Below are 11,541 nucleotides of genomic sequence, written 5' to 3'. Positions count from 1 at the left end.
CCGAGGATTTAAATCCCTTTTATGGAGAACAAGGGAGAAATTTATACCAAATCCGTTGCCCAAAAACGTAACCTATCTACGTCTATCTGCGTCCATCTGCAGTAAAAAAAATAACACTTCTGTGAGAACTCCAGAAAATCCGAAAAAACACTCTCTGTAAATCGGATGTGGTATTAAAACTCCTCCCCTACACCAAATTGAAAAGCGCTATAAAACGCCGGTGTGCCGGCTATAAAGCCCATTAATGTCATTGGTGAGTAGGGGGGTAAACAAGTAAGGAGAAATAGGTTATAATATCAAATCCGGTTGCATCGGAATTATTCATCTCTGTATTCTCTCCCTCTGCGTTCTGGAGCGCCCTCTGCGGTTAAATCATTCCGATGCAACCGGAAACGATATAACTGAGATATTGCACCATTCTCAATTAGCCTTTTATGAACAGTCAAGATGCCTGTTCCACAAAAGATAAAATTTCTTGTGGAACAGGCCGGAAAGCCTGTTGCTGACAATGGTGCAAAGTGTGAGTTATATCATGTCCGGTCGATTCGCCCGAAATCAGGTAGGGGCGGGTAAACCTGCCAATATCTGCCAATAATTGGCAATCTCAAAAACCCGCCCGGCCGGGATATTATGGTCAATCGTGAGGACATGATATTATAAGGTTATTTTTTAAGCTGCCCCTGTTGCCAATTTCCCTCTACCTTCGTTCCGTCTGCATAGATGTACGAACCTTGCCCGTGTTTTTGCCCGTTGAGGAATTCACCTTGATAGCGATCGCCATTGGCGTAAATGCAGGTACCTTTGCCGTTGAACTGACCCTCGCTAAATTCGCCTTCGCAGCGATCGCCATTCTTAAAAGTGTAAACTCCTTTCCCGCTCATTTTACCCTTGACAAAAATGCCTTTATAGCTATCTCCATTGGCGAACTCACGGACACCTTCACCACTAAATTCTCCATTGTCAAACAGCCCTTGATAGCGTCCCCCTTCTTTAAAAGTAAACAATCCCTGACCTTGAGTGTTGCCCTTGACAAACTCTCCTTCATAGCGGTTGCCGTTCGGATATTCGCGAACCCCTTTACCGTGAAACTGCCCTTCACTAAATTGCCCCTCATAACGGCCTCCTTCAGCAAACGTATAAATTCCCTGTCCGTGAGGCACGTTATTCAGCAACTCTCCTTCGTAGCGGTTCTTATTAGCATATTGACAGACGCCTTTGCCGTTAACTTTTCCTTCTTTAATATCTCCTTCGCAACGAGTGCCGTTACTGAACGTAAAAGCCCCGCGACCGCTGGGAGAACCACTCGTAAAAGAGCCTTCGTAACGAATGCCGTTAGTTGATGTAAAAATGCCTGTACCGTCGAACTCACCGTTTTTAAAAGTACCTTCGTAGCGGTTGCCGTTAGCAAATTCGCGGACACCTTGACCGTTGAATTCTCCCTCGGCAAATTCTCCTAAATATCGACCTTCTTCTTTAAAGCTGTAGGTGCCCTTACCGTGAGGTTTGCCGTTGAGAAAAGAGCCTTCGTAGCGATCGCCGTTGGCATATTGACAACTGCCGGGGCCGCTGAGTTTTCCCTCACTCAATTCTCCCTCGCAACGTCCGCCATCGGGTAAAGTAATTACTCCTGCTATTGCGCTTTCAGGGTTGGCAAACAACAACGCCATTCCCAAGTTGGAACCAAGTAATAGAGCGAGTCCAACTCGCTGAAGTTTACTTAATATTGCTGACGACATTCCCAAATTCATAATTCACAAAAAATTCAACTTTTAACTTTGCTATTCCTTGGACGGTGCTATAGAATTCCCAGCCAAATTGCTATAGTCTCAAAAAAATCCCTAGTCAGTGAGCTGGAAGATAATGACTATTCTTTCTCCTTGAATGCCACTCTCTGATGGGGCATATTTCCTTTCTTGTACTTGTTTCATCGCTGCGCGATTCAAGTCGTTGTATTTGCTAGGAGTCAATATCTTGATGTTGGATGTCTTACCGTTGGGGTCAATGTCACAAATGAGTTCCACTTGGCCTTGGCGCCCTTCTTCTCTGGCTGCGATCGGATATTCAGGTTTACCGCAGCCACTAATGCAAGTGCCCAGAGGCGCGCCCGGAGGGCGCGAAGGGCTCCCCCCTCTGCCTGGATTTGTCGGTTTTGGCATTGGCCCGGAACCGTTGCCAAATGGCTGTGACGAACCCCCGCCGCCATTTCCACCTCCACCGGGTGATGAGTTCGATGCACTTCCTCCGGGGCTACCAGAGGAGGGGAGGTTTCCTAAATCCCCGATCGCACTTCCCGAATTGCCACCGCCTCCTGGCCTGGTGGCGGTGACTGGTGAGCCAGCCGCAGGCCTTCGGGGCGATCGCCCCGAACCAGTCGCAAATGGCTCATCAGAAGGTATGTTGCCATTTTCGCTGGCCCCGGAGGGTGAGTTCGACGCACTTGCTCCGGGGCTATCAGAGGAGGGGAGGTTTCCTACATCCCCGATCGCATTTCCAGAGTTACTACCGCCTCCTGGCCTAGTAGCTGTGACTGGCGAGCCAGCCCCGGGCGATCGCTGTATGGGCCCGGAAGAAGGATTTAATGGCTCTGAAGAAGGCTCCCCGCTACCCGCCGAAGCAGATGACGAGAGCGGGTTATTTTTTTCAGGGCTGTCTGAGGAGTTGGGATTTCCAGCATCTTTTGTAAAGTCTGGGAGACTCGCAGCGCCCTTGGGGCGGGAGGCAGCAACGGGTGGTTCGCTCGGAGGGGGTTCCTGGCTCGCCGTTGGGCTGGGGCTATCAATTTTTGGAGGATCGGGCGAGGGGGTTTCGGGTTCCTGGGCGATCGGGGTTTTAGGAGTTTCTGGCGAACTGAAATCCTGTTGAGGTGCGGGGGAAGGCTCCTCTGGAATCGGCGGTGGCGTTACCGCTACTGGCTGCTCCTCTGGAATCGGCGGTGGCGTTACCGCTACGGGTGGCTCCTCTGGAATCGGCGGTGGCGTTACCGCTACGGGTGGCTCCTCTGGAATCGGCGGTGGCGTTACCGCTACGGGTGGCTCCTCTGGAATCGGCGGTGGCGTTACCGCTACCGGTGGCTCCTCTGGAATCGGCGGTGGCGTTGCCGCTACCGGTGGCTCCTCTGCGGGAGTTGGCTCTGGTGGCGGTTCTGGTTTGAACGTCTCAGGCGGGGGAGATGCCTTTTCTGGAATAGTCTGCTCTGGCTTGGTTTCCTCTACTTTAGGCTCATCAAGCACAACAATTTCAATTGCATCCTCTTCAAATTCAGCAGGTTTGACGAACTTGAGGCTCAACGGCAGCGCGACACCGTGCAGCAAGGTTGAGGCTAACAGACTGATCGCCAGAACTTTTTTGAGAGCTTCTTCTTGTTGTTGTCTTTGCGTCGCCGAAATATTTGAAAAACTCATGCCTTCTCACTCTCCTTTATGGATGGCAACATCCTCGCTGGCTCCCCGACATCACCCGAAACAAGCTACTAACTGCGGGTTGAGCTTGCTATCAATGATGAACCTACCCATCCTATAAGAAGACTGTCACCCTGTTCAAGACTCTTGCAATTAATTTTCATTATTTTATTTTGATATAGCAAGTAGACACTACCAATCAGCATTTCCTTTGGGTGCGCCTACGTCGCTCTCGTGGTTGCTGTCAATGTTCTGATTCTGGCAGGGCAAGGTTCCACAATGCCTTAAATACAATACTTTAGCCCGTAATCTACCAATAAATTTCAATATTCTCCAGCTTTTCAGAGAAGATTTTATATAAATTAAGTTAAATATTTTAAACATATCTAATAACTAAATATTATTTTAAATTTTGGATGATGGCTTGACAAACACTGAATTTTGTGGAAACCTAGTTGAGAATCTTTTAAATTATTGAAGATTATTGTCAAGTCCTAACGAAAATCTTTAGCAGGCAAGCACTGGGAGAAAAATCGGTCGAGATCGCAGTAGGAGCATTTTGGGTACAGACGAAGATAGTCACATACAGGTAGTGCGATCGCGCTTGCGATCGCGCTTGAGTGAAATAATTCTCCGTCTGAATCAATTGTGCCGACTTGACGCAGAAACTCTACCAGCCTTCGATCGGGCTAATTGCACCATTAGGCAGCTTGCGATCGTCCAACAGAGATAGCGAGAGTACAAATCAATGGATGCTTTCATTTACATTTTTCGCGCCGCAGGCATTGTTGCTTGGCCGCTACTTGCCTCCTCAATCGCAGCAGTCGCGCTGATCATAGAGCGTCTTGCCTTTTGGTTTAGGGTAAATCGGCGGCAGCGGCGAGTCGTGCGAGAAGTGCTACAGCTTTACAGTCAAAACCCCGATTCCGCCATCAAAAAGTTACAAGTAAACAGCGATTTGCCCCTGGCCCGGATTTTTTTAGAAGCTTTAGAATTAGACTCGCCCAACATCGAAGAATTTCGTTTGGCCCTAGAGAGTGGCGCTCAGGCAGAAATCCCCATCCTGAAGCGATTCAATACAATATTTGACACCATTATCAGCCTTTCCCCACTATTTGGGTTGCTCGGAACAGTTTTGGGGTTAATTACCACCTTTTCCTCCCTCAAACTGGGGAATGCCACGGGCACCAATGCCGCAGGCGTTACTTCTGGGATTAGCGAAGCCCTCGTTTCTACGGCAATAGGGTTAGTTGTGGCAATCTTTACACTCTTATTTGCCAATATGTTTCGCGGGTTTTACTTACAGCAGATTGCTTTTATTCAGGAAGCCGGAGGCCAGCTAGAGTTATTGTACCGTCACCGCTACGAAAAACTACCAAGAGAATCTAACTATGCGCCTACCCGATGAACCTGATAGTATTCCCCAGATTAACATCGTGCCAATGATTGATGTGGTCTTCGCCATATTGACATTTTTAATTGTTTCCTCCCTGTCTTTATCCAAATCCGAGGGTCTACCCGTAAATTTACCGAAAGCATCAACCTCTCAAGTTCAGGACTCGCCTGCTAAAATTACCGTCACCATTGATGCTGGGGGAAAATTAATGGTTGATAAAAAGTCAGTCAACTTAGACCAGATTGAGACTACGGTGCGACAGGCGATGGGTTCTAATCAGAACTCCTTAATTGTGTTGAATGCGGATAAAAGCGTCAATCACGGAAATGTTGTGGAAGTTATGGATCGATTACGCCGAATTAAGGGAGCTAAGTTAGGGATTGCTACCGCAAAGTAGAGAGAGCCTATAATTACTAATTTTTAATTTCCTCACACCATTAAGCTGAAATTACCGCGTGAAAATTTACTAAAAAAGCCTGTAAACATGATTGAGAGGTAGTCTTGAATAGTCTGCATGATTCAGGACTTTATTTGATAAAACAGTTAACAATTAAAGTCCTTACTGCCAAAAAACAGCAAGGACTTTAATGATTTATTCCTGAGTTTTAAGGACGAACATCCTTACTACACACGTTAAATACTTGCCATCACTTCACGCGCTGCCGCCAAAGTTCGATCGACATCTTCCTCAGTATGAGCCAAAGAAGTAAATCCCGCCTCAAACTGCGAAGGAGCAAGATAAATTCCGTGCTCCAACATTCCCCGGTGAAAGCGGCTGAACTTCGTCAAATCCGACTTCTTCGCATCCTCGTAATTGTGAACCGGGCCAGCCGCAAAAAACAAGCCAAACATCCCGCTAATTTGCCCGCCCCAAACAGCGTGTCCGGCTTCCTTAGCAATTTTTAGCAATCCGTCAGACAGTTTTTTAGTAATCTTATCCAACTGTTCGTAAGTGCCTGGTTTTTGCAGCAATTCCAAAGTCTTAATCCCAGCAGTCATCGCCAAAGGATTTCCCGAAAGCGTACCCGCTTGATACATCGGCCCAGCAGGAGCCACCATCCCCATAATATCCCGCCTTCCCCCGTAAGCTCCCACCGGCAAACCGCCACCGATAACTTTACCCAAAGTAGTCAAATCCGGGGTGACACCGAATCTTTCCTGAGCTCCGCCGTAGGCGATGCGGAAACCAGTCATTACTTCATCAAAAACCAACAAAGCACCGTTATCTTTAGTAATTTCCCGCAAACCTTCGAGAAAACCTGCATCCGGCGTAATAAAACCGGCATTCCCCACCACTGGTTCGAGAATTACGCCTGCTATCTCGCCGGGATTTTCGGCAAATAAAGCTTTGACTGCTTCTAAGTCATTGTAGGGAGCGTTGAGGGTGTTGGCGGTAACGGATTTCGGGACGCCCGGAGAGTCGGGAAGGCCCAGAGTTGCGACGCCAGAACCGGCTTTTACCAAGAACATATCGGCGTGCCCGTGATAGCAGCCTTCAAATTTAATCAATTTATCGCGTCCGGTGAAAGCTCGCATCAGCCGCAAAACTGCCATACAGGCTTCGGTGCCGGAGTTGACAAATCGCACCATTTCAATGCTGGGAACGGCATCGATGACCATTTCGGCGAGTACGTTTTCCAACAGCGACGGTGCCCCGAAACTCGTACCTTTTTCTAAAGATTCGTGCAAAGCTTTGATGACTTCCGGGTGGGCGTGGCCGCAGATAGCAGGGCCCCAAGTGCCTACATAGTCAATGTATTGGTTTTCGTCAACATCCCAAATGTAGGCTCCTTTTACCCTGTCAAAGACGATGGGCTGTCCGCCCACGGATTTGAAGGCGCGCACGGGGGAACTGACGCCACCTGGCATCAACTTCTGGGCTGCTGCGAAAATTTCTTCTGATTTGGTCGTTTTCAAGGTTGTGGAAACCAATGTTTTCTCCTTAGTGAACGTCTGTTGTTGGTAGAATAATTTTATAGCCAGTTCAACATAAAGGTTAGGTCGATTCAAGGAAACTATTCTAGTAGATTTTAGGGTACAAACCAATGAGTAGCAATACTAGCTTGGGTTTTTTAGGCTTTGTCGCACTAGCACCGTGAAGCGAAGCTATCCCGTAGGGAATCGCCCTAAAATGTAATTTTTTGTAAAATAGTTCTTGACAATTTGTCCATCACTTCCTCAATCTCCTCTCTTCTCTTCCTCAGCGTCCTCTGCGTTCTCTGCGGTTAATAAAAAAAATATCCGACAGGAAAGCGTTAATCTATATTACCAAGTTGAAATAAAATTATGTCTACTACTGATTTATCGAGTTTGAGCCGATCGATCCCAATTGAAAAGATTCGTTACGACGATCGCGGTTTAGTGCCTGCGATCGTCCAAGATTATTTGGACGGTACGGTATTAATGATGGCCTGGATGAATCGGGAGTCCCTGCAGAAAACGCTCTCTACCGGGCAAACTTGGTTCTGGAGTCGTTCTCGTTCCGAATTGTGGCCCAAAGGCGCGACTTCGGGACACATTCAAAATGTCAAAGGGCTGCGTTACGACTGCGATAGCGATGCTTTGCTGGTGACAGTCGAACAAGTCGGAGATATTGCTTGTCACACCGGAGAAAGAAGTTGTTTTCACCAAGTTGACGGGGAAATTTCACCGCCGCCAGGGGATATGTTATCTCAATTATTTGAGGTAATTTGCGATCGGCGCGACCATCCTAACGAAAGTTCTTATACTTGCAAGTTGTTCGAGGGCGGCGACAACAAGATTCTCAAGAAAATTGGCGAAGAGTCGGCGGAAGTTGTGATGGCTTGCAAAGATGACGACAAAGAGGGGATTGCTGGGGAAGTTGCCGATTTATTTTATCACGCTTTGGTTGCTTTGGCTCACCATCAAGTTGATTTAAGAGAAGTTTACCGCAAATTAGGCGATCGACGAAAATAAATTAGTTATTGGTTATTGGGCATTAGTTATTGGTTATTGGGCATTGGTAGCAGCAACAAATGACTAATGACTACTAACTAATGACTAATGACTAATAACTAATGACTGCTATTTTTCAACATTCGATCGAGCTTTTGCAAAATAACCACAGCCGCAATCACACTCAAAGCCAAACCCAACCAAAAATTATCCGCCGCCCATTTACCTCTATCCAAAGCCACACCGCCCAGGGGCGGCCCGATTAAATAGCCGATCGCCCAACACTGAGAATTAACCGCCAAATACACGCCCCGCAAAGACTCCGGCGCTAAATCCACCACCAAAGCCGAAGCAAAAGGCGTATAAGCAACAGTCGCCACCGACAACAAACTCAAGCCTAAAACAGCTAAAAATAGATTGCCAATTGCAGCCATTCCCGTCAAGCCGATCGCAATAAATCCCATTCCCCACAGCAGCGCAGAAATCATCAAAGCTTTCGGATGGGAAAACCGCTTCAAAGCTTTAACAACCGGCAGTTGCAAAGCCACAGTTAAAAACGTGCTAAAAGCAAACAAAACCGTAATTGTACCTGTAGAAAAGCCTTTTCCCGATGTCCCCACCGCGACAAACTTGCTAAAGTACAGCGGCATTGTGGTTTGGATTTGGGAAATATATAGTGTGAACAGAGTATTTACTAAAGCATAAACTAGAAGACTGCGATCGCTCAGCGCCACCATCCAGCCATTTTTTAGACTTTTTTTGCCTATATCCGTTGAATTAACTGGTTTGTAGGTTTCGGAGATCGCGATCGCAACTACCGCAAACAGCACTAAAAACGAGATACCATCAATAATAAAGAGCGATCGATAATTACCCGTTACAGCAATCAACAAACCCCCCAAAATAATCCCAACTTGCAAACCCAAATTATCAGCAAGCCGCGTCAAAGCAAAAGCCTCCTGTCGCTGTTCGCCCTCAGTTAAATCCGCCACCATCGTCTCGGTTGGAGGCCAATACAAACCCACACCCAAACCCATCAGTAAATTGCCCGCAATTAAGCCTGGGAAATCATTCGTCGCCGCCAGTACAAAAGAAGCAGCCGCCGCTATTATTGTCGCCAGCAGTAAAGTTCGCCGCCTGCCCCAAAATTTGGAATCGCAAAAAGAACCGCCCAAAATTCTGCCCAATATTCCTGAAACTGAACCGCTACCCAAACCAATCCCAACAGCAGTAGCAGATAAACCGACGCGATCGACAAAAAATATCGGCGCGTAAAATAAAGTAAAACCGGTGCCGCTTTGGGAGAGGAATCTGCCGGCGGCCAGAATCCAGACTTGAGGGGGGAGACGGGGGAACCAAGAGGATAATTGAAATTTAGGCATATACACTTAAATTAGGAGTTATTTATGGACACAGAAACTTGGTTTTTTTATGAAAAAAATACGTTATGACCTTTAATCAGGTTCAAAAACCGATGTCTTTGGTCGCAGTGCATAAGTCCTGTGAGTAATTATTAATTTATTCCGTACTTTTCCGAATTAGTATTAATTAACCGAGGTGAGGACAAACATAAGGGAGCTTAACAATTCTTCAGCGTCTGTTACACAAAACTTACCATTAATTTAAAAATACTTAACACGATTTTATAAAAAAGTTAGTTAAACTCTAGAAAAGGCAGAAGAAAATTTTAGAGGCTCAATTATATGACAGCTATTACAACATCAAGAGTGGAATCAATCAAACCGCGCTGGCAAGCAATTGTCATGGTGGCTCTAATTTTCTGGCTCAGCGTTAGCCTGATTTTGGATCTAGTAATTATGCCCAGTCTCTACGTATCTGGCATGACGACATCACCGGAGTTTGCAACAGCCGGCAATTTAATGTTCTGGGGATTCAACCGCGTTGAGTTAATCTGTGCGGGCGTGGTGGCAACGGGTTTGATGGTTTTGAGCAATTTAGTCGGTGACTTCGGCAAGCGCAGCCGCACAGCAATTTTATTATCATTGGTACTTCTGACGATCGCCCTGATTGACACCTACGCCCTGACACCCCAAATGAGCGCCTTGGGACTGCAGCTAAATCTGTTCGATTCCGCAGCAGAAGTCCCCGCCGGGATGAATCTACTGCACCAAGGCTATTTTGCCTTGGAAGCGCTGAAGTTGGCTGTCGCCGGTACGCTGCTGGGCTGGTGCTACCAAAACCAAGTTTAATCGACACAATGCTCAGATGTTGAGTTAAGAAAAACAACTCAACCAGCAGCGGGGGGCGTGAATTCACGCCCCCCGCTAATTGTTTAAATTTTAACGCGATCGTAAACACCGGATTTGATATTCATCAGCGTTAATCTGTGTTTATCTGCCCTTATCTGCGGTTCAAAAAAAGAGAATTTCTTGGGCCGCAGATGACAATGTATTGACGCCCATTTACGCAGATGAAGATCGGAGAGATATGAATAATCTCCGATGCTAACTGATTTGATACAACTATACGGTCAAGTTTCCTGAACCAGCGCAAAAACGGATACTTGCGAACTCCTCCCGTGGAGAAAGCAAAATTTTAGACTCTTGTTTAAACTCCCAGATTCATCTGTAGAGTAAATCTAAAATCTAAAATCTAAAATCTAAAATCTAAAATCGACTGCCCTACTCGGATGCTTCCGGTAAATCTGCTTTTGGCCACAGCAGGCGCAAACCCATTACCGCAAATCCGATCGCCGCGAGTCCCTTTACCAGTCTCTCCGGCAACACCTCTGCCGTGCCCAAGCCAATGCCCACGCCGATTAAACTCGCCAGCAACAGCGCCGACGCCGTACCAAAAAATACAGCCCGCGGCGAGTTACAACTGCTGCCCAGGGCGATCGCAGCTAATTGACTTTTGTCTCCCAATTCTGACAAAAACACTGTAATAAAACTGATTCCCAAAAGTTGCCAGTCCATGTTTTTTTAGTTCTTAGTTAGCTATTGTAGAAATCTACGACTTACCGACAAGGCAGACAATTAACCCAACACTTCCCACAGCAGAACCGCCGAAATCGCCAGCAAAATCACTCCTGCTGCTCTCTCCAAAGTTCTCGGAGCAATCCGACTAGCCAGCCACCTTCCCAGCAACACCCCCAGCAAACTGGTTGCTATCAAAGCCGAACCCGCACCCGCAAACACGATCCAAGGATTTCGAGATTCAGCCGTCATCAGCAAAATCGCGAGCTGAGTTTTGTCTCCAATTTCCGCTAAAAAAATAGTTGCAAAAGTCGAAGCAAAAATTGCCCAGTGCTTGGGCTTCAGTTTCTTTGGTTCCTGACAAATATCGGGATTTACAGTCACTGAGAGTTCAGCGGGCTCCGGGGTTAAATCAGCACAAATCTCAGTAACCTCTTTTATTTGCAGTTGTACCTGTTGTGGCAAATCATAATTGAGGTTTGCTGAGTCAGAAGCAGACAAGCTTGGCGGAACAGAATCAAGTTTCACGGGCAATGAGTGCTAAACGCTATTTATTTTTGACTTGTACTTTTGATTCTAACTGTCTCTGTGCCTGCTTTTACCAAACCAGAGTCAATCGATTTTAGATTTTAGATTTTAGATTTTAGATTTTAGAATTGAAGCATTGACTTGCGCGAGATAAATTCGGGGGCTTGTATCCTAGATGCTTGATTGTCATCTTTTTCCCCCTATATTTGAGCAACTGATTCCTGGAACCACTCACCGCACCCACAAAGGCATACAAGTCTCCCTGACTTATCAGTCGAGTCAATCTAAAATCTAAAATCTAAAATCTAAAATTGACTGACGCTTACAAGCCCCCAGATTTCTCAGTCGAGTCAATCTAAAATCTAAA

At 46.6% G+C, this 11,541-nt stretch carries 11 protein-coding genes; 5 read left to right on the top strand and 6 right to left on the bottom strand.

Going from position 1 to position 11,541, the window contains the following annotated elements:
• Positions 1-662: 662 nt before the first annotated feature.
• Positions 663-1,748, bottom strand: a complete 1,086-nt coding sequence (locus QUA50_RS06705; RefSeq protein WP_333298585.1) for a hypothetical protein — start codon at positions 1,746-1,748, stop codon at positions 663-665.
• 90 nt (positions 1,749-1,838) lie between these two features.
• On the bottom strand, positions 1,839-3,401 hold the full coding sequence (locus tag QUA50_RS06700) for a TonB family protein (RefSeq protein ID WP_333433650.1): 1,563 nt from the start codon (positions 3,399-3,401) through the stop codon (positions 1,839-1,841).
• Positions 3,402-3,957: 556 nt separating this feature from the next.
• On the opposite strand from QUA50_RS06700, the gene QUA50_RS06695 reads away from it, so the two are divergent.
• The 3 genes from QUA50_RS06695 to QUA50_RS06685 are packed head-to-tail and all read left to right on the top strand — an operon-like array spanning position 3,958 to position 5,191.
• On the top strand, positions 3,958-4,131 hold the full coding sequence (locus tag QUA50_RS06695; RefSeq protein WP_333264024.1) for a hypothetical protein: 174 nt from the start codon (positions 3,958-3,960) through the stop codon (positions 4,129-4,131).
• A gap of 15 nt (positions 4,132-4,146) precedes the next feature.
• On the top strand, positions 4,147-4,806 hold the full coding sequence (locus QUA50_RS06690) for a MotA/TolQ/ExbB proton channel family protein (RefSeq protein WP_333264027.1): 660 nt from the start codon (positions 4,147-4,149) through the stop codon (positions 4,804-4,806).
• Positions 4,790-5,191: a biopolymer transporter ExbD gene (locus QUA50_RS06685; protein ID WP_333264030.1), complete on the top strand. Its 402-nt coding sequence runs from the start codon at positions 4,790-4,792 to the stop codon at positions 5,189-5,191. The genes QUA50_RS06690 and QUA50_RS06685 overlap by 17 nt, the downstream gene beginning before the upstream one ends.
• 236 nt (positions 5,192-5,427) lie before the next feature.
• On the opposite strand, the gene hemL is transcribed toward QUA50_RS06685, so the two are convergent.
• Positions 5,428-6,726 carry a glutamate-1-semialdehyde 2,1-aminomutase gene (hemL, locus tag QUA50_RS06680; protein WP_333264033.1) on the bottom strand — a complete coding sequence of 433 codons (1,299 nt, stop codon included), beginning with the start codon at positions 6,724-6,726 and terminating at the stop codon, positions 5,428-5,430.
• Positions 6,727-7,080: 354 nt separating this feature from the next.
• Between hemL and hisIE the strand changes: the two genes are divergently transcribed.
• The gene (hisIE, locus tag QUA50_RS06675) at positions 7,081-7,731 is read left to right on the top strand and encodes a bifunctional phosphoribosyl-AMP cyclohydrolase/phosphoribosyl-ATP diphosphatase HisIE (RefSeq protein WP_333264036.1); all 651 of its coding nucleotides are present in this window, start codon (positions 7,081-7,083) and stop codon (positions 7,729-7,731) included.
• A 98-nt stretch (positions 7,732-7,829) separates the two neighbouring features.
• Here hisIE and QUA50_RS06670 read toward each other — a convergent pair whose 3' ends face one another.
• Positions 7,830-9,092 (bottom strand): MFS transporter, encoded by a 1,263-nt coding sequence (locus QUA50_RS06670; RefSeq protein ID WP_333264039.1) that lies wholly within the window; start codon positions 9,090-9,092, stop codon positions 7,830-7,832.
• Between the two features lie 321 nt (positions 9,093-9,413).
• Between QUA50_RS06670 and QUA50_RS06665 the strand changes: the two genes are divergently transcribed.
• Positions 9,414-9,920, top strand: coding sequence for a hypothetical protein (locus QUA50_RS06665; RefSeq protein WP_333264042.1), 507 nt, complete (start codon positions 9,414-9,416; stop codon positions 9,918-9,920).
• Positions 9,921-10,352: 432 nt separating this feature from the next.
• On the opposite strand, the gene QUA50_RS06660 is transcribed toward QUA50_RS06665, so the two are convergent.
• Entirely contained in the window at positions 10,353-10,646 is a 294-nt protein-coding gene (locus QUA50_RS06660) for a TMEM165/GDT1 family protein (RefSeq protein WP_333101833.1), read from the bottom strand.
• A 60-nt stretch (positions 10,647-10,706) separates the two neighbouring features.
• Positions 10,707-11,174, bottom strand: coding sequence for a TMEM165/GDT1 family protein (locus tag QUA50_RS06655; RefSeq protein ID WP_333264044.1), 468 nt, complete (start codon positions 11,172-11,174; stop codon positions 10,707-10,709).
• Between the last annotated feature and the right edge of the window lie 367 nt (positions 11,175-11,541).

This window comes from Microcoleus sp. M2_D5 (genome assembly GCF_036701935.1).
Taxonomy (GTDB): Bacteria; Cyanobacteriota; Cyanobacteriia; order Cyanobacteriales; family Microcoleaceae; genus Microcoleus.
Note: the sequence above shows the minus strand (reverse complement) of the source record. Positions and strands in the feature narration are given on the sequence as shown.